Source organism: Pikeienuella sp., from assembly GCF_046290545.1.
Taxonomy (GTDB): Bacteria; Pseudomonadota; Alphaproteobacteria; order Rhodobacterales; family Rhodobacteraceae; genus Pikeienuella.
In genome coordinates this window covers 155,327-181,846 of the sequence record NZ_JBKAGV010000017.1, presented here as the reverse complement: position 1 = coordinate 181,846, position 26,520 = coordinate 155,327, and the positions used below count along the sequence as shown (strand labels likewise).

Genomic DNA, 26,520 nt, shown 5'->3' with positions numbered 1-26,520 from the left:
GGCGAGAGAGCGACATGACCGAGCAATCCCCGAACGAGCTCTTCCAGAACTCGTCCTTCCTGCAGGGGCATAACGCCCTTTATGTCGAACAGCTCTACGCCCGCTACCAGGCGGACCCCGGCGCGGTGGACGAGGCCTGGGGCGCCTTCTTCCGCTCGCTCGGCGAGGATGCGGCGCCCGCCGGCCCCTCCTGGGCGCGAAGCGACTGGCCGCCGACCCGCGGCGGCGATCTCGTCTCCGCGATGGACGGGCAGTGGCCGACGGAGCGGAGCCCGAAGGAGCTGGCCGACAAGGTCGCCGCCAAGGCGCAGGCCAAGGGCGCGGCGCTGACCGAGGCGCAGGTCCGCACCGCGGTGCTCGACTCTCTCCGCGCGCTGATGCTGATCCGCGCCTACCGCATCCGCGGCCATCTCGCCGCCGATCTCGACCCTCTGAAGCTCACGCCGCCCGCGAGCCACCCCGAGCTCGAACCGGCGAGCTACGGCTTTTCGGCGGGGGACATGGACCGCCCGATCTTCATCGACAACGTCCTCGGGCTCGAATTCGCCTCGATGCGCGAGATCACGGCGATCGTGAAGCGCACCTATTGCGGCACCTTCGCTCTCCAGTACATGCACATCTCCGACGGCGAGCAGGCCGGCTGGCTGAAGGAGCGGATCGAGGGCTACGGCAAGGAGATCGCCTTCACCAAGCGGGGCCGGAAGGCGATCCTGCAGAAGCTGGTGGAGGCCGAGGGCTTCGAGAAGTTCCTCGGCGTCAAGTATCTCGGAACCAAGCGCTTCGGCCTCGACGGCGGCGAGGCGCTGATCCCCGCGATGGAGCAGATCATCAAGCGCGGCGGCGCGCTCGGGGTGAAGGACATCATCATCGGCATGCCGCATCGCGGTCGGCTCTCCGTGCTCGCCAACGTGATGGGCAAGCCCTATCGCGCGATCTTCAACGAGTTCCAGGGCGGCAGCTTCAAGCCGGACGACGTGGCGGGCTCGGGCGACGTGAAATACCATCTCGGCGCCTCCTCCGACCGGGAGTTCGACGGCAATTCCGTCCACCTCTCGCTCACCGCCAACCCCTCGCATCTCGAGGCGGTGAACCCCGTCGTCCTCGGCAAGGCGCGCGCCAAGCAGGAGCAGATCGGCGACCGGGAGCGGACGGAGGTCCTGCCCATCCTCCTCCACGGCGACGCGGCCTTCGCCGGGCAGGGCGTGGTCGCGGAATGCTTCGGCCTTTCCGGCCTGCGCGGGCACCGGACGGGCGGGACGATCCACCTGATCGTCAACAACCAGATCGGCTTCACCACCGCCCCGCACAATTCCCGCTCCTCCCCCTATCCGACCGACATCGCGCTGATGGTGGAGGCGCCGATCTTCCACGTGAACGGCGACGATCCGGAGGCGGTGGTGCACGCCGCGCGCATCGCCACCGAGTTCCGGCAGAAATTCCACAAGGACGTGGTGCTCGACATCTTCTGCTATCGCCGCTTCGGCCATAACGAGGGCGACGAGCCGATGTTCACGCAGCCGGAAATGTACCGGCAGATCAAGAAGCACAAGACGACGCTGCAGCTCTACGCCGAGACGCTGGTGAAGGACGACCTGATCGCCGAAGGCGAGGTCGACCAGATGAAGGCGGAGTTCCAGGCCCTGCTGAACGAGGAGTTCGAGGCCGGGAAAGTCTATCGCCCCAACAAGGCGGACTGGCTGGACGGCCGCTGGAAGCATCTCGGCGCCGGGGCGGAGGAGTATCAGCGCGGCGTCACCGGCGTCCCGCTCGACCGGCTGCGCGAGGTCGGCGCCGCGCTCTCCCGCATTCCGGAGGGCTTCAACGCGCACAAGACCGTGGAGCGCATCTTCGCCGACAAGGCGAAGATGTTCGAGACGGGCAAGGGGATCGACTGGGCGACGGCGGAGGCGCTGGCCTTCGGCGCGCTCCAGCTCGAAGGCTTCCCCGTGCGGCTTTCGGGGCAGGACTGCACGCGCGGCACCTTCTCCCAGCGCCATTCCGGCATCATCGACCAGCAGACGGAAGAGCGCTACTACCCGCTGAAGAACATCCGGGAGGGGCAGGCCGAGTTCGAGGTGATCGACTCGATGCTCTCCGAATACGCCGTGCTCGGCTTCGAATACGGCTACACGCTGGCGGAGCCGAACGGCCTGACGCTCTGGGAGGCGCAGTTCGGCGACTTCGCCAACGGCGCCCAGATCATGATCGACCAGTTCATCTGCCCGGGCGAGCGGAAATGGCTCCGCATGTCCGGCCTCGTGATGCTGCTGCCGCACGGCTACGAGGGCCAGGGGCCGGAGCATTCCTCCGCGCGGATCGAGCGGTTCCTCCAGCTTTCGGCGGAAGACAACTGGATCGTGGCCAACTGCACCACGCCCTCCAACTATTTCCACATCCTGCGCCGGCAGCTGCACCGCAACTTCCGGAAGCCGCTGGTGCTCTTCACGCCGAAGAGCCTGCTGCGGCACAAGCTTTGCGTCTCGAAGATCGAGGAGATGGGGCCGGATTCGAGCTTCCACCGCGTCCTCTGGGACGATGCGGAGATGGGCGGCGGCTCGACCGTGAAGCTCAAGAAGGACGACAGGATCAAGCGCGTCGTCATCTGCTCCGGCAAGGTCTATTACGATCTTCTCGAGGCGCGGGACGCGGCGGGGCTGGACGACGTCTATCTCCTCCGGCTCGAACAGCTCTACCCCTTCCCCGCGCTCTCCCTCACCAAGGAGCTGACCCGCTTCAAGAAGGCGGAGATCGTCTGGTGCCAGGAGGAGCCGAAGAACCAGGGCCCGTGGAGCTTCGTCGAGCCGAACATCGAATGGGTGCTGGAGCGGATCGGCGCGAAGCAGGGCCGCGCCCGCTATGCCGGCCGCAACGCCTCCGCCTCGCCGGCGACCGGCCTCGCGGCGCAGCACAAGCATGAACAGGAAAAGCTCGTCTCCGACGCGCTGACGGGCTGAGAGAGGATCACGGCATGAGCATCGAAATCCGCGTGCCGACGCTCGGCGAGAGCGTGACGGAGGCGACGGTCGGCAAGTGGCTGAAGAAGGCGGGGGACGCCGTCGCCGCCGACGAGCCGCTGGTGGAGCTGGAGACCGACAAGGTCGCCATCGAGGTGCCGGCGCCCGCCGCCGGCCGGCTCGACGAGATCGTGGCGAAGGAAGGCGAGACGGTGGGGCGGGACGCCCTTCTCGCGCTCCTGATCGAGGGCGCCGAGGGCGCCGCCCCTGCGCCGAAGGCGGAGGCGAAGCCGGAGCCGAAGGCCGAGGCCCCCGCGCCCGCCCCGGCCCCAGCCCCGGCGGGCGACGCGAAGTCCAAGACGGAAGTTCTGGCCGAAGCCGCGCGCGGCCCGGCCCCCGCCGCCGCCTCGGCCCCCGTCCACGCAACCTCCGCGCCCGCCCCGGCCGCGACGAGCGCCCCGCGCGCCCCGGTTCCGGCGGAGGACGCGGCGCGGGAGGAGCGTGTGCGGATGACGCGCCTGCGCCAGACCATCGCCCGCAGGCTGAAGGACGCGCAGAACACCGCCGCCATGCTCACCACCTACAACGAGGTGGACATGGGCGCGATCATGGCGCTTCGCAACGAATACAAGGACGAGTTCCTGAAGAAGCACGGCGTGAAGCTCGGCTTCATGTCCTTCTTCACCAAGGCCTGCGTCCACGCCCTGCTGGAGGTTCCCGCGGTGAACGCGGAGATCGACGGGACGGATGTCGTCTACAAGAACTTCGTCCATATGGGCGTCGCCGTCGGCACGCCGACGGGCCTCGTCGTCCCCGTCGTGCGGAACGCGCACGAGATGGGCTTCGCCGCGATCGAGAAGACGATCAACGATCTCGGCGTGAAGGCCCGCGACGGCAAGCTGACGATGGGGGATATGCAGGGCGGGACGTTCACGATCTCGAACGGCGGCATCTACGGCTCGCTGATGTCCTCCCCGATCCTCAACCCCCCGCAATCCGGCATCCTCGGCATGCACAAGATCATGGACCGGCCGATGGTCGTCGGCGGCCAGATCGTCGCGCGCCCGATGATGTATCTCGCCCTCTCCTACGACCACCGGATCGTGGACGGGAAGGAGGCGGTGACCTTCCTCGTCCGCGTGAAGGAGGCGCTGGAGGATCCGCGCAGGTTGCTGATGGATTTGTGATGACGGCGCATGAAACCGCCGCAGAGGACGTCGCGGCGATACTCTCGACGCAAGGCGACATAGCGAGTCTCCTCGGGGGAATGCCGTTCTTCAACGCGCTGCAGGTCGAGATCGTGAGCGTGGAGCCGGGCTCCGTGACGCTTGAAGCTCCGCTCACGCCCGCCTTCGAGGCTCCGCCCGGCGCCTTCGCCGCAAGCTCGGTCGGAGCGCTTGGCGACATGGCGGCGATGACGTCTGTCTCCTCCGCGCTGCCGCGGGGCTCCGCCATGTCCACAATGGATTTCACCGTGAAGATGCTCGGCCTCAGCCGCGGCTCAAGGCTGCGCGCCGTCGGCCGCGTGCTCCAGACCGGCAAGACGACCTGCGTCGGCGCGGCGGACGTGTTCGTTCTCGACAGGGGCGCCGCAACGCTGTGCGGGACCGTGCTCGCGACGGGCCGGAGGCTCGACCTCGCAATGCTTACGGCGGGGTCGCGGCGATGACCCCCGAACTCACCGCCCTCGCCCTCGCCGCGCTCCTCCAGGTCGTGCAGTTCATGCTCATGGCCGTCCCCGCCAACCGGCAGCTCGGGCCGGACAAGACGATGGGGCCGCGGGACGAGCCGCTCGCGCTCAAGGGCGTCGCCGGGCGGATGCAGCGGGCGATGAACAACCATTTCGAGGGGTTGATCCTCTTCACCATCGCGGTCGTCGTGGTGACGCTCGGCGGGCAGGCCACGGGCTACACCGCCGCCTGCGCCTGGATCTATCTCGCCGCCCGCGTGCTCTACGTCCCGGCCTATGCCTTCGGCTGGGCGCCCTGGCGCTCCGTCATCTGGGCTGCCGGGTTCTTCGCCACCGTCGCGATGCTGGCGTCTGCGCTGGTCTAACGCTGAACCGAGGGAGGCCGACATGGCCGAATACGATCTCATCATCATCGGCGGCGGCCCCGGCGGCTATGTCGCTGCGATCCGCGCGGCGCAGCTCGGGCTCAAGGTCGGCTGCGTGGAGGGCCGCGGCGCCCTCGGCGGCACCTGCCTCAATGTCGGCTGCATCCCCTCCAAGGCGATGCTCCATGCCTCGGAGATGCTGCACGAGGCGGAGACGAGCTTCGCGAAGATGGGGATCGTCGCCAAATCTGTCTCCGTCGATCTGCCCCGGATGCACGCCCACAAGAAGGGCGTGATCGAGGCGAACACGAAGGGGATCGAGTTTCTCTTCAAGAAGAACAAGGTCGACTACATCAAGGGCTGGGCCTCCATCCCCGCCCCCGGCGAGGTGAAGGTCGGGGAGGAGACGCACAAGGCGAAGAACATCGTCATCGCCACCGGCTCCGAACCCGCGACTCTCCCCTTCCTCGAGATCGACGAGGAGCGCATCGTCTCCTCCACCGGCGCGCTCGACCTGCCGAAGGTTCCGAAGAAGCTCGTCGTCATCGGCGGCGGCGTGATCGGGCTCGAACTCGGCTCGGTCTGGAAGCGCCTCGGCTCCGAGGTCACCGTGATCGAGTATCTGGACGAGATCACGCCGGGGCAGGATGGCGAGGTCGCGCGGGAATTCCGGAAGATCCTGAAAAAGCAGGGCATCGCCTTCGAGCTCGGCGCCGCCGTCACCGGGGTCGAGACGCTCAAGACCAAGCTGAAGGTCGCCTTCCAGCGCCGGAAGGACGGGTCCGAGCATCAGCTGGACGCCGACGTGGTTCTCGTCGCCACCGGGCGGCGCCCCTACACGAAGGGCCTCGGGCTCGAAGAGCTGGGCGTGGCCATGGAGCGCGGCGTGGTGATGACCGACGCACGCTTTCGCACCAACATCCCCGGCCTCTACGCCATCGGCGACGTCACCGAGGGCCCGATGCTCGCCCACAAGGCGGAGGACGAGGGCATGGCCGTGGCGGAGGAGATCGCGAAGGGCAAGTCACACGTCAACTACGCCGTCATCCCCGGCGTCATCTACACGATGCCCGAAGTCGCCTCGGTCGGCGTGACGGAAGAGGCGCTGAAGGCGCAGGGGCGGGACTACAAGGCCGGCAAGTTCCCCTTCATTGCCAACGGCCGCGCCAAGGCCAATCTCGTCTCCGACGGTTTCGTGAAGCTGCTGGCCGACGCGAAGACGGGGCAGCTCCTCGGCGCCCATATCATCGGCCCGGCGGCGGGGGACCTCATCCACGAGATCTGCGTCGGCATGGAGATGGGCGCGACGGCGGCGGACATCGCCCGCACCTGCCATGCGCACCCGACCTATTCGGAGGCGGTGCGCGAGGCGGCGCTGGCGGCGGGCGACGGCGCGATTCATTTCTGAACCTCACGCGATCTTGCGCGCGCCGCGGCGCGACAGCGACCAGATCGCGCGGGCCAACCCGAAGGACCTCGCCATGACCTATCGCCTGCTCGGCATTTCCGGCGCGCTGCGGCGCGCCTCCACCAACACCGCGCTCGTCCGCGCCGCGGGGGAGCTGGCGGGGGACGACGTCGCCTTCACCCTCGCCGATATCGACCTGCCGCTCTACAACGGCGATGTCGAGGATGCGGGCTATCCGCCGAAGGTCCTCGCCTTCGTCGAGGCGATCCGCGCGGCGGACGGGGTGGTGATCTCCACGCCCGAATACAACAAGAACCTCTCCGGCGCGCTGAAGAACGCGCTGGACTGGCAGAGCCGCTTCAGCCCCGGCCCGCTGAAGGGCAAGCCCGTCGCCATCATGTCCGCCACCGCGGGCGCGGCGGGCGGGCAGCTCTCGCAATTCTCGCTCCGGCATTGCCTCACGCCGTTCGACTGCCGCGTGCTCGCCGCGCCGCAGGTCCATGTCGGATCGAACGGGTCCGAGGGCCTCTTCGCCGAAGGCCGGCTCGTGGACGCGAAGACCCGCGGCTACGTCGCCGGCCTGATGGCGGCGCTCCGCGCGATTTCCTGAGCGCCGAGATAGGCGGCGAGCGCGGGCGGCGGCGCGTCCAGCAGGGCGGAGACCGGCGCGGGGCCCGAAACCTCTCCCTCCACCACGAAGGAAGCGAGCCCGCCCGCGCGCCGCGCCTCGTCCGGGTCATGCGTGGACATGACGACCGTCATGCCCCGCCCCTCCCTGAGCGCGGCGACGAGCCCCAGCATCTCCGCCCGCATCGCCGGGCCGAGCGCGGCGAAGGGCTCGTCCAGCAGCAGGATCGGCCGGTCCCGCAGCAGGGCGCGGGCGATGGCGACGCGCTGGCGCTGCCCGCCCGAAAGGTCCGCCGGCATCCGGGGGCCGAGCCCTTCGAGCCCGACCTCCGCCAATGCGGCGGAGACGCGCGCCCGGTCCGCCGCGGATAGCCGGAGGCCGGGATGGACGCCCAGCCCGACATTCGCCGCGGCGTCGAGATGGGGAAAGAGGTTGTGCTCCTGAAAGAGCATCGTGACGGGCCGCTCCGCCGGCGCCGCCCGCCCCATCTCCCGCCCGTCGAGAAGAAGCCGCCCCGCCGAGAGGGGGACAAAGCCGGCGACGAGGTTCAGGAGCGTGCTCTTGCCCCCGCCCGAGGGGCCGATGAGCGTCAGATGCGCGCCGCGAGCGAGCGCGAAATCGGCGCGGAGCCGGAACGCGCCCCGCCGCGCCTCGGCGCCCTCAAGCCGGATCACGGGCGCGCCCCCATGCGTCGAAGGCCGCGAAAAGCCCGAAGCTGAGCCCGGCGAGGAGGAGCGCGACTCCCCCGGCCGCCTCCAGCCGGTGCGCAGAGATCAGGCCGTACATGTAGAGCGGCAGCGTCGGCGCCCCCGGCGCGGAAAAGAGCGCGACGACCCCGAGATCCCCCATCGCCAGGGCCGCCGCCACCCCGCCCGCGAAGCCGAGCGGCCGGCGGAGCCGCGGCAGCCAGACGAGCCGGAGCCGCGCACCCGCCCCCATGCCGAGCGAGGCGGCGAGCGGCCCGTAGTCCCGCGCCGCCTCCCGGAGCGGCGGCAGCAGGAGCCGCAGCGCGAAGGGCAGCGCCATCAGCGCGTTGACGAAGGCGACGAGCGGCAGCGCGGCCGAGACCGGCGATATGAAGGGCCGGAGCGCGAGAAAGAGCGCGACCCCGGCGACGAAGGGAGAGACGGCGAGCGTCAGGAGCCCAAGCGCCTCCGCCAGCCGACCCGCCGCCGCCCATCGCGCTTCGAGCGCGACGATGAGCCCGGCCAGCGCCCCCGCAAGCGAGAGCGAAAGCGCCGCCGCCACAAGCGCCACGATCAGCGACCGCCCCGCCGCCGCCCATACGCCCGCGCCCATCGAACCGAGCCCCGGAATCCCGTGGAGGAATGCGGCGAGGAGCGGCGAAAGGAGAAAGACCGCGCCGAGCCCGATCAGCGCCGCATCCGCCGCGCGGGCCATCCCGCCCCGCCCGTCCCACCGCTCCGGCGCCGCGCCGAAGCCCGGCCCGAAGGCCGCGGGCGCGGAAAGCCCGGCGGCGAGGAGCGCGAGGCCGAGGCAGAGCGCGAATTGCAACGCCGCCAGCAGCGCCGCCCGCCCGAGGTCGAAATCGAACCGCATCGCCTGGTAGATCGCCAGCTCCAGCGTCGTCGCCCGCGGCCCGCCGCCGAGCGCGAGGGCGACGGCGAAGCTGGTGGCGCAGATCAGGAAGACGAGCGCGAAAGCCCCCGGCGCCACCGCGCGCAGCATCGGCGCTTCGAGCAGGCGGAAGAGCGCGCGCCCCTCGATCCCGAGCTGCGCGGCGAGGCGCCAGCGCTCCGCCGGAATCTCGGCGTAGCCCTGCAGGATCAGCCGCGTCGCCAGCGGCAGGTTGAAGAAGACATGGGCGAGCAGCACGCCCGGCAGTCCGTAGACGTCGATCCGCGGCGCCCCGAGCGCCCCGAGCCCGTCATTCACCCATCCCGAACGCCCCCAGATCGCGATGACGCCCAGAATGGCGACGATGACCGGCAGGAGGAACGGCGCGCCCAGAAGGCTCACGAGCGCCCCCCGCCCCGGAAAGCGCCGCCGCGCCAGCGCCCGCGCGAGCGGGATGGCGAGCAGAACCGAAAGCGCGGCGGAGAGGAAGGCCTGCCAGGCGGTGAAGCGCAGCGCCCGGAGATCGGGCGCAGTCAGCGCCCCCGCCCCCTCCGCCCGCAGCGCGACGAGCGCCACCGCTCCGAGCGTGAGCGCGAGGACGAGGGCGAGCGCCGCGCCCCCCGCCAGCCAGACGAGCGGCCCGGCCGGGGGGCGCGCGGCCGCGATCACCGGCTCAGCGCCTCCAGCCATTCGGCCAGCGCCTCCTCCCGCATCGTTCGGGCTTCCTCGGGCGGGAAGGCCAGCGTCTTCGCCGGAACCGGCAGCGCGGCGAAGCCTTCGGGCAGGCCGCCCGGCGGCGTCTTCGCCGGATACATCCAGTTGGTTTCCGGGATGACGGACTGGAAGCCTTCCTCAAGCATGAAGGCCATGAAGCGCGCGGCAAGCTCCGGCTGGTCTGTCCCCTTCAGCACGCCCGCGACCTCGACCTGCATGTAGTGCCCCTCCTCGAACATCGCGGCGGCCTTCGTGTCGTCCCCCTCCGCGATGGCGTGATAGGCGGGCGAGGTGGTGTAGGAGAGCGCCATCATCGCCTCCCCTTCGAGGAACATCGAATAGGCCTCCCACCAGCCCTTCGTCACGGTGACGATGCGGGGCGCGAGCGCCTCCCAGATTTCCGGCGCCCGGTCCCCGTAGGCGGCCTTCACCCAGAGGAGGAGGCCGAGGCCGGGGGAGGAGGAGCGCGGGTCCTGGATCACAATGGTCACCTCCTCCGGCGCCGCGATCAGCGCCTCGAAGCTCGTCGGCGCCTCCGGGAGCCGGGTCTTGTCATGGACGAAGGCGAACCAGCCCCAGTCATAGGGCAGGAACAGAGGGTCGGCCCAGCCGCCCGGCGTGTCCGTCTCCGGCGTGAGCCCGTGCGGCGCGAAAAGCCCGGTCTCCGCCGCGGCGGCGACGAGGTTGGAATCGAGGCCGAGCACGATGTCCGCCTCCGTCCCCGCGCCTTCGAGCTGCACGCGACCGAGGAGCGCGGCGCCGTCCCCCGCCGCGACGATTTCGAGGTCGCAGCCGCATATCGCCTCGAAATTCGCCTCGATCTTCGGGGCGGGGCCCCATTCGGTGACGAAGCTGTCATAGGTGTAGACGACGAGCTTTTCCTGAGCGGCCGCTCCGCCCGCAAGGGCGAGTGCAAAAGCCGCAGCGGCGAGATTCATGGTCTTCAAGGAATCCTCCATTCGCTGCGGCGCAAGGAGGTTCGGGACGGGATGATCGCCACGCCTTCCCTACGCCGGCATGATCCGGTTCAGGTTCATCGGGTTCGCTTGCGCATCTCAGCGGCCTTCGCCGCACCCCGAGGCGAGGCCGAAGCTAGGGCAGGCGGCGGGGTGCGTCAATCCGGGCCCTCCCGCGCTCTTGCGGACCGGGCGCCACGGGCAGAGCATCGCCGAAAAAAGGAGGATGCGCGATGATCCCGGAGAAATCCCCCCGCACCGAGGCGCTGGAAGCCCGCCTGCTGGACTTCATGGAGGCCCATGTCTACCCGAACGAGGCCCGCCATGCGCGGGAGGCGGAGGAACTCGGCCCCTGGGCCGTCCTCCCCGTCGTCGAGGCGCTGAAGCCGCTGGCGCGCGAAGCCGGTCTCTGGAACCTCTTCCTGCCGGAATCGGAACATGGGCCGGGCCTGACCAATCTCGAATACGCCCCGCTCTGCGAGATCATGGGCCGTTCCCCGCTCGCGCCCGAGCTTTTCAACTGCTCGGCGCCCGACACCGGCAACATGGAGGTGCTCGCCCGCTACGGCACGAAGGAACAGCAGGAGCGCTGGCTGAAGCCGCTTCTGGCCGGCGAAATCCGCTCCGCCTTCGCGATGACGGAGCCGGACGTCGCCTCCTCCGACGCCCGCAACATCGAGAGCGCGATCGTGCGGGACGGGGACGAATACGTCATCAATGGCCGGAAATGGTATACGACCGGGGCGACCGACCCGCGCTGCGAGATCATCATCTTCATGGGGAAGACGGACCCGGCCGCCCCCACCTACAGCCAGCAATCCATGATCCTCGTCCCGAAGGCGACGCCGGGCGTGACGGTGACGCGCGCCCTGCCGATCTTCGGCTTCTACGGCGTGCCGGACCGGGCGGCGGAGGTGGTGTTCGAGAATGTCCGCGTGCCCGCCTCCAACATGCTGCTGGGTGAGGGGCGCGGCTTCGAGATCGCGCAGGGCCGGCTCGGGCCGGGGCGCATCCACCATTGCATGCGGCTCATCGGGCTGGCGGAGCGCGCGCTGGCGAAGATGTGCCTCCGCACCTCCCAGCGCGTCGCCTTCGGCAAGCCCGTCTCCGAACAGTCCGTGACGCGGGAGCGGGTGGCCGAGGCGCGGATCTTGATCGAGCAGGCCCGCCTCCTCACCCTCCGCGCCGCGCACATGATGGATACGGTCGGGAACAAGGCGGCTAAGGCCGAGATCGCGATGATCAAGGTCGCGGTCCCGAACATGGCCTGCCAGGTCACGGACTGGGCGATCCAGGCCTTTGGCGGCGGCGGCACGAGCAACGATTTCGGCATGGCGAACGCCTACGCCACCGCCCGCCTGCTGCGGCTCGCGGACGGGCCGGACGAGGTGCACAGGGACCAGCTCGCCCGGCTCGAATATCGCCGCCAGGCGGAGGCGAACCAGCGCGGCGGCGTCTCCAACTGGGTCCCGGCGGACTGGGGCCGCGCGGCTCCCGCCTGAGCCCGGTCGTTGACAGCGGCGGGGCCGCGGCTAGCATGTTAGCATGCCAAGCGCGCTGGAGAGAGAACCGGAGGGCGGCGCGGAAGCGCCCGCGATCCGGCCGCTTTCCGCCTTCGCGGGCTCGCTCGGGCAGCGCGTCCACGCCACGCTTCGCGAGGCGATCCTGACCCTCGCGCTCGCGCCGGGGGAGACGCTGCGGAAGGCCGAGCTTTGCGCCCGCCTCGGCGTCTCCCGCAGCCCGGTCTCGGAGGCCATCGCGAAACTGGCCGGGGAGGGGCTCGTCGTCGTCGCGCCGCAGGCCGGAACCTATGTCGCCCGCTTCTCCCTTGCCGACATAAGGGAGGGCGCGTTCCTCCGCGAGGCGCTGGAGGTCGCCGCCATCCGCCGCGTCGCCGCCGCCGCGACGGAGGCGCAGCTGACGGAGCTGCGCCGCGTCCTGCGCCTTCAGGAGCTTCTGGTGGCGGACGGGGACCTTTCGGGCTTCTTCGCCGAGGATGCGGCGATGCACGAGCTGATCCTTTCCTTCACCGGCTTCCGCCGGCTCGTCCCCCTCACCCGCTCCGCCTGGGTGAACGTGGACCGGGCGCGGCGGATGATGCTGCCGGCGCCGGGGCGCGCGGAGGCGACGATCGCGGAGCACCGCGCCATCCTCGCCGCGCTCGAAGCGCGGGACCCGGAGGCGGCGGAGGCGGCGACGCGCGCGCATCTCGGCCAGCTCCTCGCGCAGCTCGAACGCCTCGCCGAAACCGATCCGGGCCTCTTCGCGCCCGAATGAGCCGGAGACAGACATGACAGCCCCGCCCGAGCCGAAGCCGCTTTACGCCGCCCGGCTCAACGCCTTCCGGATCGGCCTTCAGGGCCGTCCCGGCCTCGCCGAGATGCTGGCCCGCGCCGCCTCTGTGGAGGGAATCGACGCGGCGGACCTGAACTATCCCGACCATTTCGCGGATCACGCGCCCGCCGAGGCCGCCGCCCTGCTGGCGCGGGAGGGGCTGGCGCTCAACGGCCTCGCCATGCGCTACGGCGCGGACCCGGCGCTCCGCCTCGGCGCCTTCACCAACCCGGACCGGACGGTGCGGGAGGCGGCCATCGACCTCACGCGCCGCGGGCTCGACGCGCTGGCGGAGATGGGCGGGCGGCTGATGACGCTCTGGATGGGGCAGGACGGCGTGGATTACTCGTTCCAGGGCGATTACGGGCGGATGTGGGACGATGCGATCGACGCCCTCCGGCGCCTCGCCGCGCATGACCCGGCCCTCGACCTCGCCATCGAATACAAGCCGAACGAGCCCCGCGCCTATTCGCTCATGCCCGATATCGGAACGACGCTTCTGGCGGTGAAGGAGGCCGGGGCGCCCAATCTCGGCGTCACGCTCGATTTCGCGCATGTGCTCTATGCGGACGAATTGCCGGCCCACGCCGCGCGCCTCGTCGCCCGCCATTCGCGGCTTCTCGGCGTCCATCTGAACGACGGCTACGGGAAGCGGGATGACGGGCTGATGGTCGCCTCCGTCCATCCCGTGCAGACGCTGGAGCTTTTCGTCGAGCTTCGACGCATCGGCTATTCCGGCGCGATCTATTTCGACACCTTCCCCGATCACGGCGGCGCCGACCCCTGCGCCGAGGCGGCGGCGAATGTGGCGATGGCGGAGCGGATGCGCCGCATCGCCGCGCGGCTGGAGGGCGATGCGCGCCTCGCCGCCGCCATCGCGGCGCAGGACGCGCCGGCGAGCCTCCGCATCGTGGCCGAGGCGCTCTACGGGCCGGAACCGTGACCATCCTCGTCTGCGGCGCCCTCCATCTCGACATCGTCGTCTCCGCCCCCCGCCTGCCGCGGCTGGACGAGACGGTGGCGGGCGGCGCGGTGCGGGAGGTGGAGGGCGGCAAGGGCGGCAACCAGGCCCGCGCCGCCGCGCTCATGGGCGCGCCCACAGCCTTCGCCGGCCGTATCGGGGCGGACGGATGGGGGGAGCGCCTCCTCGCCGGGCTCGTCGCCGCGGGGGTGGACGCCTCCCGCGTCGCGCGCGATCCGGGCGCCTCGGGCATGAGCGTCGCGATCGAGGAGCCGGGCGGCTATGGCGCGGTCATCGTCTCAGGCGCCAATCTCAGGATCGACCCGGCGGAGATCGAGCCGCCCGCCGGCCTCCGCCTCCTCCTCCTCCAGAACGAGATACCGGAGGAAGCGAACCTCGCCCTCGCCCGGCGCGCCCGCGCGATGGGCGCGCGCGTGCTCCTGAACGCAGCGCCGGCCCGCCCGCTCTCCCCCGCGCTCCGGGCTGTCACGGACATCCTCGTGGTCAACCGGGTGGAGGCGGAAGACATGGCGGGCGCCGGGGCGGCTCCCGAGGCCGCGGCCCGCGCCCTCGCCGCCGAGGGGCCGGGCGCCGTGATCGTCACCCTCGGCGCGGCGGGGCTCATGCTCGCCGCGGAGGGGGCCGTGGCCGCCTCGCCCGCCTTTCCCGTAAGCGCGAAGTCGAGCCACGGCGCGGGGGACATGTTCGTCGGCGCCCTCGCCGCCCGGCTCCATGGAGGCGCGCCGCTCGCGGAGGCCGCGCGCTTCGGGCAGGCCGCCGCCGCGCTCTTCGTCTCGGGCGCGGCGCCCGCGCCGGAGGCGGCGGCCGCCCTCGCCGGTCAGAGCCTGTAGAACGCCGCCGCCGTCCCGCCGAAGACCCGCGCGCGGTCCGGCGCGGAAAGATGCGCCGTCAGCGCCTCCGCCGCCGCGCGCCACTCGCCATATTCCGCCCGAAGCCGGCAGACCGGCCAGTCCGACCCCCACATCACCCGCTCCGGCCCGAAGACGGAGAGGACATGCGCGGCGTAGGGACGAAGGTCCTCGACAGTCCAGCCCGGCTTCGCCTCGGTGACGAGGGCGGAGAACTTGCAGAACGCCCCCGTCTCCCCGGCGAGCCGCGCCATGCCCTCCGCCCAATGCGCGAAGCGTTCGGGCGAGTGGTTCGCGATGTCGGGCTTCATGCAATGGTCGATCACGACCCGCATCTCCGGATACCGCTTCAGGAGCGCGAGGAAGGGCGCGAGATGGCGGGGAAAGCCGAGCGCGTCGAAGGTCAGGTCATGCTCGATGACGGCGCGATAGCCCCATTGCACGTCGTCCCGGTGCATCCATTTGTCGTCCGGCAGGTCCTGGATCATCGGGCGCACGCCCCTGAACTTCGGATGCCCGGCGAGGCGCTTCAGCACGGCTTCGTGGTCCGCCCGCTCGAAATCCACCCAGCCGACGACGCCGCGGACGAAGGGCGCGGCGTCCGCGATGCCGAGCATGTATTCCGTCTCCTCGACGGTCGGCGCGGCCTGAACAAGCACCGTCCCCTCCACCCCAGCCGCCTCCAGCGCGGGGAGGAGGTCTTCGGGCCCGTAAGGCCGGAAGAGGATCGGCTCGTCCTCCGGCATCCAGCCGTAATCGCCGCGGCCCGGGTTCCAGAAATGCTGGTGCGCGTCGATCCTCATGCCGCGCCTCCGGTCGGCGCGTCTTCGCGCATCAGCCCCTCGGCCTTCAACTCGGCCCAGAGCGCGGGCGGGATCGCAGCGGAGGCGGCGCGGGCGTTCGCCGCCATCTCCGCCGGGCTGGCCCCGCCGGGGATGACGGAGACGACCGCCGGGTGGAGAAGCGGGAACCGGAACGCGGCCTCCGCCAGCCGCACGCCATGCCGGGCGCACACCGCCTCGATCCGCGCGACGCGGTCGAGGATCGGCTGCGGCGCGGGCGCGTAGTCGTAGAAGGCGCCCGGCTTCGGCCCGGTGGCGAGAATGCCGGAATTGTAGGGCCCGCCGAGCACGATCCCGATTCCCCGCGCCTCCGCCATCGGCAGGAAGCTCGCCAGCGCCTCTTGCTCCAGCAAGGTGTATCGCCCGGCGAGGAGGAAGAGGTCGAAATCCCCCCGCTCCGCGAGCCACTGGCAGGGCTCCCATTCGTTCACCCCGGCGCCGATGGCGCGGATGACCCCTTCGTCCCGAAGGCGGAGAAGCGCCTTGTAGCCGCCGGCCATGAACTCCGCGAGCCGGGCGTCGAGCGCCGCCTGCCCACCCTGGTTCCGCATGTCGATGTCATGGACGAAGAGGATGTCCACCCGGTCCGCCCCCAGCCGCTCCAGCGAATGCTCGAAGGAGCGGAGCACGCCGTCATGCCCGTAGTCGTAAACCTCCTTGCGCGCCGGCGTGTCGAAGAACTTGCCGATCCCGTCCCGCTCCTCTCCCTTCGCGCAGGGGCGCAGAAGGCGGCCGACCTTGGTGGAAAGGACATAATCGTCCCGCCGCTTGCCGCGCAGGAAGCGGTTGAGCCGCGTCTCCGCGAGCCCGAAGCCATAGAGCGGCGCCGTGTCGAAATAGCGGACGCCCGCCTCCCAGGCCGCGTCCAGCGTCGCCTCCGCCTCCGGCTCGGGAACCGGGCGATAGAGATTGCCGAGCGGCGCGGTGCCGAAGCCGAGCTCTGTGAAGCTCAGGCCGCCGTCGCCGCGCCGGTCCCAGCGCCTTGTCTTCAATTGCATGTCCGCCTCCGTGACGGCTAACATGCTAGTGTGAAACAAGGCCCGGCGCATCCCCTTCGCGCCCGGCGATGGAAGATCGGGGGGAGGGATGGGGAACTTCACGCGGGTCTTCGGGCCCGGCAAGCCCGTGATCGCGATGGTCCATCTCGGCGCCCTGCCGGGCGCGCCGCTCCATGATGCCGAGGCGGGGCTCGAAGGCCTCGTGGAGGGCGCGCGGCGCGACCTCGCCGCGCTGCAGGCGGCGGGGTTCGACGCCGTGATGTTCGGGAACGAGAACGACCGGCCCTACGAGCTGAAGGTCGACCCGGCCTCGACCGCGACGATGGCCTATGTCATCGGTCGGCTGCGGGGGGAGATCGCCCTCCCCTTCGGCGTCAACGTCCTCTGGGACCCGATGGCGACGATGGCGCTCGCCGCCGCGACCGGCGCCGCCTTCGTGCGGGAGATCTTCACAGGAACCTATGCGAGCGACATGGGCCTCTGGTCCCCCGACGCCGGCGCAGCGATGCGCTACCGCGCCCGGCTCGGGCGGGGGGATCTCGCGACGCTCTTCAACGTCTCCGCCGAATTCGCGGACAGCATGGACCGGCGGCCCCTGCCGGACCGGGCGCGCTCCGCCGTCTTCTCCTCGATCCCGGACGCGGTGCTCGTCTCCGGCCAGATCACCGGGGAGGCGGCGGCGCTTTCCGATCTCGAAGCGGTCAAGCGCGTCCTGCCGAAAACGCCCGTCCTCGCCAATACCGGCGTGAAGCACGAAACGGTGGCCGACGTCCTCCGCGTGGCGGACGGCTGCGTCGTCGGCTCCGCGCTCAAGGTCGGCGGCGACACCTGGAGCGCGGTGGACCCGGAGCGGGCGGCGGACTTCATGGCCCGCGCCCGCGCCGCCCGCGGGGGCCGGTGATGCGCGAAGGCCTGCGGGACGACCTCAAGGCCCTTATGCTCACGCCCGGCCTCTCGGGCCACGAGGAGCGGGTCGCCGCGCTGATCCGCGCGAAGCTGGGCGAGGCGGGCGTGGAGAGCCGGGTCGACCGGCTCGGCAATGTCGTCGCCACCTTCGCGGGGGATGAGGCGGCGCCCTCCGTCATGGTCTTCGCGCATATGGACCAGATCGGCTTCTTCGTCCGGCGGATCGAGACGGACGGGCTGATCCGGGTCGAGCGGATGGGCGGCGTCTCCGAACGGGCGATGGCGGCGCAGCCCGTCCTCCTCTGCGTCGGGGAGGGGCGGGACGTGCCGGGGATCGTGATGAACAAGGCCCATCACGCGACCGGGCCGGAGGAGAAATACCGCGTCCTCACCGCGCCCGAAATCCTCATCGACACGGGCCACGGCTCGAAGGCGGCGGTGGAGGAAGCCGGGGTGCGGATCGGAACGCCGGTGATCTACCGGCCCTCCGTCATGGAGCTCGCGGGGGACCGGATCGCCGGCCCCTCGGTGGACGACCGCGCGGGCTGCGCCGCGCTCCTCGCCCTCGCCCGGCTCCTCGCGGCGCGGGCGAGCGGGCCGACCACCCATCTCGTCTTTTCCGTGCAGGAGGAGTTCAACCTCCGCGGCGCCGTCGTCGCCGCGCAGGCGCTGCGGCCGGACATCGCGATCCAGATCGACCTCATGCTCGCCTCCGACACGCCGGACATGGTTGACCGCGGGGAGATGCGGCTCGGCGCCGGGCCGGGGATGAGCCTCTATTCCTTCCACGGCCGCGGCACGCTGAACGGCGTCATCCCGCATCCCGCGCTGGTGCGCCTTTTCGAGGAAACGGCGGAGGCGGAGGGGATCGGCCTCCAGCGCTCGGCGCAGGTCGGCGTCCTCACCGATCTCTCCTATGTGCAGATCGTCGGGGAGGGCGTCGCGTCGCTCGATATCGGCTTCCCGATGCGCCATTCGCATTCCGCCGTCGAATGCTGCGACCTCGGGGACCTCGAAGGGCTCGTCCGGCTCACCGCCTCGGCGCTGGCGCGGATCGGGCCGGGCTTCCGGCTGGAACGGGGCTAGGGCGATGGACTGCTTCCTCGGCATCGACATCGGCACCTTCGAATCGAAGGGCGTGATCGTGGACGCTTCGGGCCGCGTGCTGGCGCAGGCGGCGCGCCCGCACGAGATGATCGTCCCCCGCCCCGGCTGGGCCGAGCACCGGCCGGAGGAGGATTGGTGGGGGGATTTCGCCTTCCTCTCCCGCGCGCTGCTGGCGCAGGGGGTCGAGGCGCGGCGCATCGCGGGCGTCGCCGTCTCCGCGATCGGCCCCTGCATGGCGCCGGTGGACGCTTCGGGCGCCCCTCTGATGAACGGCGTGCTCTACGGCGTCGACACGCGCGCAACGGCGGAGATCGCTTCGCTGAACGCGGAGATCGGCGAGGCCGAGGTTCTCGCCCGCGGCGGCAACGCGCTCACCTCGCAATCGGTCGGCCCGAAAATCCTCTGGCTCCGGCGCAACCGCCCCGAACTCTGGGCGAAGACGGCGCGCATCCTGACATCGACGAGCTTCCTGACCCTGCGGCTGACCGGGGAGGCGGTGATCGACCATTACACCGCCGCCAACTTCACCCCGCTCTACGACATCGAGGCGCAGGGCTGGCGCACGGACCTTGAGGGCATCTGCGACGCGGCGATGCTGCCCCGGCTCATGTGGTCGAACGAGATCGCCGGCCGGGTCACGGAAGCCGCCGCTGCGGAAACCGGCCTTCTCGCCGGAACGCCCGTCACCTGCGGCACGATCGACGCGGCGGCGGAGGCGGTCAGCGTCGGCGTGCGGTCGCCGGGCGAGATGATGATGATGATGGGCTCGACCATCTTCATCATCCTCGTGACGGAGCGGCGCCTCTCCGACCCGCGGCTCTGGCACGCGCCCTGGCTCTTCCCGGGGCGCCATGCGGCGATGGCGGGGCTCGCCACATCCGGCACGCTCACGCACTGGTTCCGCGACGCCTTCGCCCGCGAACTGCCGCGGGAAAGCGCCTTCGCCGCCCTCGGCGCGGAGGCGGAGGCGGCGCCGCCCGGCGCGCGGGGGCTCCTTTGCCTCCCCTATTTCTCGGGCGAGCGGACGCCGATCCACGATCCGAAGGCGAAGGGCGCCTTCTTCGGGCTCGACCTCACGCACGGGCGGGGGGAGATGTATCGCGCGGCGCTGGAAGGGATCGCCGCCGCCACCCGCCATGTGACGGAGACCTATGCGGAGGCCGGCGCCGCGCCCGAAGCCGTCTTCGCCGTGGGCGGGGGGGTGAAGAACCGGGTCTGGCTGCAGGCGACGGCGGACATGACGGGCCTGCCCCACCGGCTCCGCCGCATCAGCCTCGGCGCCGCCTATGGCGACGCCTTCCTCGCCGCCCTCGCCCTCGGCGCCGCCCGGCCGGAGGACATCGAGGACTGGAACCCGTCCGAGGCGGAGATCGCCCCGGTCCGCCGCCCGGAATACGAGGCGCAATACCCGCTCTTCCGCGCGCTCTACGAGCGGACGAAGGAGATTGCGGCGGCCTTGGGCGGCGAAGGCTGACGGGAGAGGGTGCGAACGCTGCCGGGCGGGTGTTGCCTTCCGGTCAAGTTATTGCTCTGTAACGATAAAATACCGGTTTCCCCTGTTGCGGGCGGCCCGGCGCAGGCTCGTTCTTCCGGGCTTGTCCGCCAACCATATGATTTATATGGGATATTCACGACCATTAATGTATTACAAACGTATTACAAGCGTATTTCACGTCTGCTCGCACACCGGATGTTAAATATTCCCCGATATGCTCCCTCTCCGATCATCAAAAATGCTTTCTATCGCGAAGACCTGAAGATCGGGTGAGCGCGCGCCCCTATTTCACCGCCCCCGCCGCCATCCCCCGGATGATGAACCGCTCGAGCAGGATGCCGACGAGGATCAGCGGCGCGATGGAGGCGGCCGAGAGCGCCGCCATCGACCACCAGCTTATCCCCTGGCTCCCGGTCTGGCTCGCCACCATCACGGGCAGCGTGTTCGCATGCGTGGAGGTGAGGAGCGCGGCGAAGAAATATTCGTTCCAGGTCAGAACGAGGCTGAGGATCAGCGCCGCCACCATGCCGGGCAGCGCGATGGGCAGGATGATCGTCGCGAAGGCGCCCCAGATCGAGAGCCCGTCCATCAGCGCCGCCTCCTCCAGCTCGGTCGGGATCGCGGCGAACTGGTCCCGCATGATCCAGATGACGATGGGGAGCACGGTGAGCGTGTAGAGCAGGATCAGCCCGATCCGCGTGTCGAGCATCCCGAGCTCCCGGTAGAGCACGAGGAACGGCAGGGCGAGGACGACAGGCGGCAGGATGAGCTGCGAGAGGAAGAAGAAGGAGATGTCCCCGTTCCGCATCGGCCCGAAGCGGTAGGCGAAGCGGGAAAGGCCATAGGCCGCGAGGCTCCCGAGGATCACGGCGAGGACGGAGGCCGAGACGGAGGTGATCAGCGAGTTGACGAACCGCTTCAGGAACTCCTCCCGCACCGTCGATTCCTCGAGGATCGTCTCCGGCGAGAGGCCGAGCGAGCGCCAGCCGAGCCAGGCGGGCCGGAAATCCCACCAGGGCAGGATGTTGCCCTTCATCACGTCCGGCGCCGTCTTGAACGAGGTCGTCAGCGTCCAGAAGATCGGGAAAAGGCAGATGAAGGCCCAGAGCGCGAGCGCGCCATAGATCAGCGCCCGCCCCGTCCACCATTTCGCGCGATGGGCGAGGTCCGCCTCCCCGTCATGGAAGATCTGCCCGCTCATCCTTTCGGCCTCATCCACCGGTCAGCCGCCTTCATCAGGATCGTCATCGCGACGACGATGAGCACGAGATAGACCATCGCCAGCATCGTCCCGTAGCCGACATTCGATCGGTCCCGGTATTCGCGGAAGATGAAGCTCGTCACGCTGTCCGTCGCCCCGCCCGGCCCGCCGGCGGTGACGTTGATGATGACATCCGCCAGCTTCAGCTTGAAGATGATGCGGATCAGGATCGCCGTGATCGAAACGGGGATCATCAGCGGAAAGGTGATCTCCCGGAAGCCGCGCCAGCCCCCCGCGCCGTCCACCCGCGCCGCCTCCTGCAATTCCTTCGGAATCGCCTGCAGGCCGGCGAGCAGCATGATCATCATGAAGGGGATGAAGGTCCAGGCGTCCATCACCATGATGGTGAGCCGCGCGATCTCCGGCGAGCCGAAGAAGGAGGGATTTTCCCACCCGAGTTCGCGCCCGAGCCTCGCGACGGGGCCGAAGCGCGGCTCCAGCATCGACTTGCCGATCATCCAGCTCACCGCGACGGGGGAGAGCATCAGCGGCAGGAGGAAGGCGACGCGGAAGAACCGCCGCGCCCGGATTTCGGAGTTCAGGAGAAGCGCGAGGCCGAAGGCGATGACGTATTCGACGAGGATCGCAAGCGTATACCAGACCATGTTGCGGAGCGCGTTCCAGAAGAACGGGTCCCCCCACATCTGCACGATGTTGTCGAAGCCGTTGAAGCGCCGCCCGTCGGGCGAGGAGAGGTTCCAGTCGGAAAAGGCGATGCCGAGCCCGAAGATCAGCGGAAAGACGACCATGGAGCCGACGAAGAACGCCGCCGGCAGCACGAAAAGGAGCCGCTTGCCCCCCTCACCCCGGATCAGCACCTGCGCCCAGCAGAAGGCGGTCATCCACAGGAGCCAGGCGTAGAGCGTCGGCCGCCAGGTGGTGAAGCCGAGATCGGCATGGCCGAGCGCCTGCATCGCCTGCGCCCCGGCGACGAGGAGGAGGATCGCCCCCGCCCCCCACATCGCCGCGCGCCCGATCAGCGCGCGGCGGGGCGAGAGCCCGTCGGGCTCCACGACATGGAGGAGGTCGCCCGATGCGCTCATCGCCGCCTTTCAGGATGCGGGCCGGGCGCGAACCCGGCCCCGCCTGCGCTCAGAGGCCCAGAGACGCCTTGTAGAGCGCCACCTGGCTCTCCCGCCCGATCTGGTCCGTGATCTTCTCCCAGGCCGCGGCGATGGCGTCCGCCGTCTCCTGCGCGGAGCCGTATTGCCCGGCGAAGCCCTTGGCGAGTTCGTCCTCCGCCACCGAGTAATACTGGAAGATGCCGGGAATCCGGGGCTCGATCGCGGCGTTGGGGTGGTTGTAGCTGTCCGCGTTGGAGCCGAGATAATCCTCGACGAAGGCGCGGTCGTATCCCGCCTCCTCCCATTCCCCGAACTGGAAATGCGAGTTGCGATAGGGCTGGAAGCCGGAAGGATAGGCCGAGGTCCAGAGCGAAAGGTCCTTGCCGCCGAGATGCGCGGCGGCGGACCATGCGGCCTTCCGCTTCTTCTCGTCGCCCGAGACGCGGGAGGTGACGTAGATCCCCCAGCCGATATAGGCCATGTTCGGGGCCTCGTTATAGCCCTCCTCCCAGGCGCCCGTCTTCGAATTCCAGACGCGGGTCGCGCCCGGATTGATCCCGAAGCCGACCACGTCCCCCACCACCGAAGTGTCCGATGTGCGGGCGGAGGAGCCCACGTCGCCCCACCACATCAGCATCGAGCCCGTGCCGGCGAGGAACTGGGAGAAGGCCGTCGTCCCCGGGTCGGCGTTGATCTGGTCGGCGGGGTAGACGCCGGGCGTCGCGATCAGGTCCATCACGTCCTGGATCGCCTGCACCCAGGCCGGGTTGTTGACGCGCGGCTTCATCGTATCCGGGTCGAAGAGCCAGGCCGGGTCGTCCGGATGCTTGGCGTAGGCCGCGGCCCGGTTCTCGAGGAAGTAGAAGCCGAAGCCGCCCCAGCCCTTCAGCGGGTCGAGATAGCCGTGGGCGGGCAGGCCGGTCAGCGGGTCCTCCTTGCCGACGAGGGCCTTGGAGGCGGCGTTGACCTCCTCCCAGGTCTTCGGCGGCGCGTCCATGCCGGAGATCGAGCCCGGCCCGAAATAATCCGTCCGATAGGCGAAGGTGTGGCAGTCGCCGTCGATGGCGACGCGATAGGTCTTGCCGTCCCAGGTCCCGACCGGGGCCTTCAGGTAGCCCACGTAATCGTCCATCTCGATCATGTCGGCGACCCATGAGGGCATCTCGTCCAGAAGCCCGCGGCCCGCCGTGTCGCCCTCGAAGGGCGCGCCCATTTCGAGGATGTCGAAATCCACCGTCCCCGTCGCGATCGACTGCTGGAGCCGGGCGTTGTAGTCGGCCTGCGCCAGGTCGATCCAGTTGATCTTCGCGCCCGTGTACTCCTCCCAGGGCCGCAGGAAGCCGCGGAAGAGGAAGTTGTGCAGGTTCTGGTTGTTGAGCCCCATGAAGGTCAGCTCCACGCCCGCAAACTCGCCCGGCTGGACGGAGGCCTTCGTCCCCCCGAGGCAGAGCTCGCCGACCTTCCGCCAGTCCGCATCCGTGGGGGAGCCGCGGCCGACGCCGGGGATCTTCAGGATCTCCGCGCGGAGCCCGCCCTGCGCCCGCGCGAGCGCGGGGAGGCCGCCAAGCGCGGCGGCGGAGGCGAGACAGGTCGCGCCCCGCAGCATTCCGCGGCGGGTCAGCCCGGCGCGCATGGCGTGTTCGTAGAGTTCGACTTTCATGGCGTCCTCCCTTGCGGCCGCCGCATCGACGGGCCGTCATTTCCTCTTGCGCGGGATCATTCCGCGCCGCGCCGCGTCGAGTCAAGCGCCTGACATGTTAGCATGTTCGGATGATGGACAGGCCCCGCCCGCCGCGCTAACGCTTGCGAAAAGCCGCCCGAAGGCAAGGCGGGGAGGATGGATGGCCGAAGTCGAGATACGGGGGCTGGTGAAGGCCTATGGCGCGCAGGCGGTCGTCCACGGCGTCGACATCGACATAGAGGACGGGCAGTTCGTCGTCCTCGTCGGGCCCTCGGGCTGCGGCAAGTCCACCCTCCTCCGCATGATCGCCGGGCTCGAGGCCGTGACGGGCGGGACGATCCGGATCGGCGGGCGCGTGGTGAACAACCTCCCCCCGGCGGAGCGGGACATCGCGATGGTGTTCCAGTCCTACGCGCTCTACCCGCACAAGACGGTGGCGGCGAACATGGGCTTCCCGCTGAAGATGTGGGGGATGGCGAAGGCCGAGATCGAGGAGCGGGTGGCGCGGGCGGCGGAGATTCTCGGGCTCACCCCCTATCTCTCCCGCTATCCCCGCGCGCTTTCCGGCGGGCAGCGGCAGCGCGTGGCGATGGGCCGGGCGATCGTCCGCGCCCCGCAGGTCTTCCTCTTCGACGAACCGCTCTCCAATCTCGACGCGAAGCTGCGCGTCCAGATGCGCGCGGAGATAAGGGAGCTGCACCAGCGCCTCGCGACGACGACCGTCTACGTCACCCACGACCAGATCGAGGCGATGACGATGGCGGACCGCATCGTCGTCATGCGCGACGGCCATATCGCGCAGGTCGGCGCGCCGCTCGACGTCTATGACCGGCCGGCGGACAGTTTCGTGGCCGGCTTCATCGGCAGCCCGTCGATGAACCTCCTCCCCGCCGTCGCGCTCGGCGGCGGGCGCGTGCGCGCGGCGGGCGCGGAGCTCAGCGCGCCGGGGGCGGAGCGGCTCGCGCCCGGCGCGGCCGTCACCTTCGGCGTCCGCCCCGAACATCTCGACATCGCGCCGGAGGGGGCCGAGGGCGCCATCGAGGCCATTGTCGCGGTGGTGGAGCCCACGGGCTCTGAGACGCATCTCGTGGCGCGGGCGGAGGGCGCGGAGCTGACCGTTGTGGCGAGGGACCGTCTCTCCGTCGCCCCCGGCGCGCGCCTCCGCCTCGCGCCGCGGCCCGGCCTCGCGCATCTCTTCGACGCCGGAACCGGGCGGCGTATCGACTGACCAAGGGGAGGGACCCATGCTGAAAGGGATCGACCATCGCCTGAACGCGGAGGTGCTGCACACGCTCCGCGCGATGGGCCACGGCGACGCGCTGGTGATCGCGGACGCGAACTTCCCCTCCGATTCCGTGGCGCGGGCGACCGTGCGCGGCGCGCTCCTCCGGATGGAGACCGCCACAGCGGCGGAGGCGGTGCGCGCCATCCTCTCCGTCCTCCCGCTCGACACCTTCGTGGAGGATTTCGCCGGGCGGATGGAGGTGGTCGGCGCGCCGGAGGAGATCCCGCCCGTTCAGGCGGAGGTGCAGGCGGAGATCGACCGGGCCGAGGGCCGGCCCCGCCCGATGGTGGGGATCGAGCGCTTCGCCTTCTATGACCGGGCGCGCGAGGCCTACGCCGTGATCCAGACCGGGGAGCGCCGCTTCTACGGTTGCTTCATCCTCAGGAAGGGCGTGATCCCGCCGGAGGGGGCGGCGTGAGCGTCGTGATCCTCGGCGTCTTCGTCGCCGACACCGCCTATCGCGCCGCCCGCCCGCCCCGGATGGGGGAGACGATCCTCGGGGAGAGCTTCGCGCTCGGGCCGGGCGGCAAGGGCTCCAACCAGGCCGTCGCCGCCGCCTGCGCCGGGGCGGAGACCCATTTCGTCAGCCGCCTCGGGCGGGACCCGTTCGGGGAGATGGCGCTCAGGACATGGGAAAAGGCCGGCGTGCGCCCCGCCATCTCCTTCCAGGAGGACGGCTATACCGGCGCCGCCTATATCTTCATCGAGGCGGCGACGGGGAACAACGCGATCATCGTCTGCCCCGGCGTCGCCGGAGAGATCGGGCCGGACGACGTGGAGGCGCAGGCCGCGTTGATCGGCGGCGCCGCCGTCTTCGTCACGCAGCTCGAACAGCCCATTCCGGCCGCCGTCAGGGCGCTGGAGATCGCCCGCGCGGGCGCGGCGCTCACCGTGCTCAACCCCGCGCCCGCCGCCCCGCTCCCCGCGGGCATGCTGGCCCTCTGCGATTTCGTCACCCCGAACGAGAGCGAGGCGGAGGCGCTGACCGGCCTTCCCGTCCGGTCCGTCGCGGAGGCCGAAGCCGCCGCCCGCGCGCTCCGCGCCGCGGGCGCCGGCGCCGCCATCGTCACCCTCGGCGCGGAGGGCGCGCTCTTCCATGACGGGAAGCGCACCGCCCACATCCCCGCCTTCGACGCCGGGCCCGTGGTGGAGACGACCGGCGCCGGCGACGCCTTCACCGGCGCCTTCGCCGCCCGGCTCTCGGAAGGCGCGGACCCGCTGGAGGCGGCGCGCTTCGGCTGCGCCGCGGCGTCGATCTCCGTGACGCGGGCGGGGACGGCGCCGGCGATGCCCGCGCGGGCGGAGATTGATGCGTTGGTGGCGCGGGGGTGAGGGGGGGGCAGTGAAGGCGTTCGGCCAGGAGCGGACTTTGGAGCGAGGCGCGACGAACGGCGGGTTCGAGCCCAAACTAGTCGCTCATGCCT

The 26,520-nt window shown here is 70.4% G+C and carries 24 protein-coding genes and 1 riboswitch; of the genes, 16 read left to right on the top strand and 8 right to left on the bottom strand.

Annotation, left to right across the window (positions count from 1 at the left end):
• Positions 1 to 14 precede the first annotated feature (14 nt).
• The 6 genes from ACE37J_RS17385 to ACE37J_RS17360 all read left to right on the top strand — a co-directional run bounded on the left by ACE37J_RS17385 (position 15) and on the right by ACE37J_RS17360 (position 7,027).
• Positions 15 to 2,954: a 2-oxoglutarate dehydrogenase E1 component gene (locus tag ACE37J_RS17385; RefSeq protein ID WP_409713376.1), complete on the top strand. Its 2,940-nt coding sequence runs from the start codon at positions 15 to 17 to the stop codon at positions 2,952 to 2,954.
• A 14-nt stretch (positions 2,955 to 2,968) separates the two neighbouring features.
• Positions 2,969 to 4,141: a 2-oxoglutarate dehydrogenase complex dihydrolipoyllysine-residue succinyltransferase gene (gene odhB / locus ACE37J_RS17380; protein ID WP_409713373.1), complete on the top strand. Its 1,173-nt coding sequence runs from the start codon at positions 2,969 to 2,971 to the stop codon at positions 4,139 to 4,141.
• Entirely contained in the window at positions 4,141 to 4,623 is a 483-nt protein-coding gene (locus tag ACE37J_RS17375) for a PaaI family thioesterase (RefSeq protein WP_409713370.1), read from the top strand. Before odhB ends, ACE37J_RS17375 begins: the two co-directional genes overlap by 1 nt.
• Entirely contained in the window at positions 4,620 to 5,009 is a 390-nt protein-coding gene (locus ACE37J_RS17370) for an MAPEG family protein (RefSeq protein WP_409713367.1), read from the top strand. The genes ACE37J_RS17375 and ACE37J_RS17370 overlap by 4 nt, the downstream gene beginning before the upstream one ends.
• A gap of 22 nt (positions 5,010 to 5,031) precedes the next feature.
• Positions 5,032 to 6,417: a dihydrolipoyl dehydrogenase gene (gene lpdA / locus ACE37J_RS17365; RefSeq protein ID WP_409713364.1), complete on the top strand. Its 1,386-nt coding sequence runs from the start codon at positions 5,032 to 5,034 to the stop codon at positions 6,415 to 6,417.
• 73 nt (positions 6,418 to 6,490) lie between these two features.
• The gene (locus tag ACE37J_RS17360) at positions 6,491 to 7,027 is read left to right on the top strand and encodes an NADPH-dependent FMN reductase (RefSeq protein WP_409713361.1); all 537 of its coding nucleotides are present in this window, start codon (positions 6,491 to 6,493) and stop codon (positions 7,025 to 7,027) included.
• Here the strand turns inward: ACE37J_RS17360 and ACE37J_RS17355 are convergent.
• The 3 genes from ACE37J_RS17355 to thiB are packed head-to-tail and all read right to left on the bottom strand — an operon-like array spanning position 6,985 to position 10,275.
• A complete protein-coding gene (locus tag ACE37J_RS17355; RefSeq protein ID WP_409713358.1) occupies positions 6,985 to 7,719 on the bottom strand; it encodes an ATP-binding cassette domain-containing protein in 735 nt (244 codons plus the stop codon). The genes ACE37J_RS17360 and ACE37J_RS17355 overlap by 43 nt on opposite strands.
• Entirely contained in the window at positions 7,706 to 9,313 is a 1,608-nt protein-coding gene (locus ACE37J_RS17350; RefSeq protein WP_409713355.1) for a thiamine/thiamine pyrophosphate ABC transporter permease ThiP, read from the bottom strand. The genes ACE37J_RS17355 and ACE37J_RS17350 overlap by 14 nt, the downstream gene beginning before the upstream one ends.
• The gene (gene thiB / locus ACE37J_RS17345; protein WP_409715457.1) at positions 9,289 to 10,275 is read right to left on the bottom strand and encodes a thiamine ABC transporter substrate binding subunit; all 987 of its coding nucleotides are present in this window, start codon (positions 10,273 to 10,275) and stop codon (positions 9,289 to 9,291) included. Before thiB ends, ACE37J_RS17350 begins: the two co-directional genes overlap by 25 nt.
• A gap of 49 nt (positions 10,276 to 10,324) precedes the next feature.
• A riboswitch (TPP riboswitch) is annotated at positions 10,325 to 10,425 on the bottom strand.
• A gap of 101 nt (positions 10,426 to 10,526) precedes the next feature.
• Between thiB and ACE37J_RS17340 the strand changes: the two genes are divergently transcribed.
• The 4 genes from ACE37J_RS17340 to ACE37J_RS17325 are packed head-to-tail and all read left to right on the top strand — an operon-like array spanning position 10,527 to position 14,439.
• A complete protein-coding gene (locus ACE37J_RS17340; RefSeq protein ID WP_409713352.1) occupies positions 10,527 to 11,795 on the top strand; it encodes an acyl-CoA dehydrogenase family protein in 1,269 nt (422 codons plus the stop codon).
• 43 nt (positions 11,796 to 11,838) lie between these two features.
• Complete coding sequence (locus ACE37J_RS17335; RefSeq protein WP_409713349.1) at positions 11,839 to 12,570, top strand: GntR family transcriptional regulator; 732 nt, start codon at positions 11,839 to 11,841, stop codon at positions 12,568 to 12,570.
• A 13-nt stretch (positions 12,571 to 12,583) separates the two neighbouring features.
• A complete protein-coding gene (locus ACE37J_RS17330; RefSeq protein ID WP_409713346.1) occupies positions 12,584 to 13,570 on the top strand; it encodes a TIM barrel protein in 987 nt (328 codons plus the stop codon).
• On the top strand, positions 13,567 to 14,439 hold the full coding sequence (locus tag ACE37J_RS17325; protein WP_409713343.1) for a PfkB family carbohydrate kinase: 873 nt from the start codon (positions 13,567 to 13,569) through the stop codon (positions 14,437 to 14,439). Before ACE37J_RS17330 ends, ACE37J_RS17325 begins: the two co-directional genes overlap by 4 nt.
• Here ACE37J_RS17325 and ACE37J_RS17320 read toward each other — a convergent pair.
• Positions 14,427 to 15,260: an amidohydrolase family protein gene (locus ACE37J_RS17320; protein WP_409713339.1), complete on the bottom strand. Its 834-nt coding sequence runs from the start codon at positions 15,258 to 15,260 to the stop codon at positions 14,427 to 14,429. The genes ACE37J_RS17325 and ACE37J_RS17320 overlap by 13 nt on opposite strands.
• Complete coding sequence (locus ACE37J_RS17315; RefSeq protein WP_409713336.1) at positions 15,257 to 16,297, bottom strand: aldo/keto reductase; 1,041 nt, start codon at positions 16,295 to 16,297, stop codon at positions 15,257 to 15,259. The genes ACE37J_RS17320 and ACE37J_RS17315 overlap by 4 nt, the downstream gene beginning before the upstream one ends.
• Positions 16,298 to 16,385: 88 nt before the next feature.
• On the opposite strand from ACE37J_RS17315, the gene ACE37J_RS17310 reads away from it, so the two are divergent.
• From ACE37J_RS17310 to ACE37J_RS17300, 3 genes are read left to right on the top strand one after another with little or no spacing between them, the layout of a single operon-like run.
• Positions 16,386 to 17,198: a BtpA/SgcQ family protein gene (locus ACE37J_RS17310; RefSeq protein WP_409713333.1), complete on the top strand. Its 813-nt coding sequence runs from the start codon at positions 16,386 to 16,388 to the stop codon at positions 17,196 to 17,198.
• Positions 17,198 to 18,289: a M42 family metallopeptidase gene (locus ACE37J_RS17305; protein WP_409713330.1), complete on the top strand. Its 1,092-nt coding sequence runs from the start codon at positions 17,198 to 17,200 to the stop codon at positions 18,287 to 18,289. The genes ACE37J_RS17310 and ACE37J_RS17305 overlap by 1 nt, the downstream gene beginning before the upstream one ends.
• 4 nt (positions 18,290 to 18,293) lie before the next feature.
• Complete coding sequence (locus ACE37J_RS17300; protein ID WP_409713327.1) at positions 18,294 to 19,784, top strand: FGGY-family carbohydrate kinase; 1,491 nt, start codon at positions 18,294 to 18,296, stop codon at positions 19,782 to 19,784.
• A 304-nt stretch (positions 19,785 to 20,088) separates the two neighbouring features.
• Here ACE37J_RS17300 and ACE37J_RS17295 read toward each other — a convergent pair whose 3' ends face one another.
• Genes ACE37J_RS17295 through ACE37J_RS17285 form a run of 3 tightly spaced genes read right to left on the bottom strand, consistent with a single transcriptional unit; the run spans position 20,089 to position 23,790 of the window.
• The gene (locus tag ACE37J_RS17295; protein ID WP_409713324.1) at positions 20,089 to 21,006 is read right to left on the bottom strand and encodes a carbohydrate ABC transporter permease; all 918 of its coding nucleotides are present in this window, start codon (positions 21,004 to 21,006) and stop codon (positions 20,089 to 20,091) included.
• Positions 21,003 to 22,109 carry a carbohydrate ABC transporter permease gene (locus tag ACE37J_RS17290; RefSeq protein ID WP_409713321.1) on the bottom strand — a complete coding sequence of 369 codons (1,107 nt, stop codon included), beginning with the start codon at positions 22,107 to 22,109 and terminating at the stop codon, positions 21,003 to 21,005. Before ACE37J_RS17290 ends, ACE37J_RS17295 begins: the two co-directional genes overlap by 4 nt.
• Before the next feature lie 49 nt (positions 22,110 to 22,158).
• On the bottom strand, positions 22,159 to 23,790 hold the full coding sequence (locus tag ACE37J_RS17285) for an extracellular solute-binding protein (RefSeq protein WP_409713318.1): 1,632 nt from the start codon (positions 23,788 to 23,790) through the stop codon (positions 22,159 to 22,161).
• Between the two features lie 181 nt (positions 23,791 to 23,971).
• On the opposite strand from ACE37J_RS17285, the gene ACE37J_RS17280 reads away from it, so the two are divergent.
• The 3 genes from ACE37J_RS17280 to ACE37J_RS17270 are packed head-to-tail and all read left to right on the top strand — an operon-like array spanning position 23,972 to position 26,428.
• A complete protein-coding gene (locus ACE37J_RS17280) occupies positions 23,972 to 25,039 on the top strand; it encodes an ABC transporter ATP-binding protein (protein WP_409713315.1) in 1,068 nt (355 codons plus the stop codon).
• A 16-nt stretch (positions 25,040 to 25,055) separates the two neighbouring features.
• Positions 25,056 to 25,514 (top strand): RbsD/FucU family protein, encoded by a 459-nt coding sequence (locus ACE37J_RS17275; protein ID WP_409713312.1) that lies wholly within the window; start codon positions 25,056 to 25,058, stop codon positions 25,512 to 25,514.
• Positions 25,511 to 26,428, top strand: coding sequence for a ribokinase (locus ACE37J_RS17270; RefSeq protein WP_409713309.1), 918 nt, complete (start codon positions 25,511 to 25,513; stop codon positions 26,426 to 26,428). The genes ACE37J_RS17275 and ACE37J_RS17270 overlap by 4 nt, the downstream gene beginning before the upstream one ends.
• Positions 26,429 to 26,520: the final 92 nt, after the last annotated feature.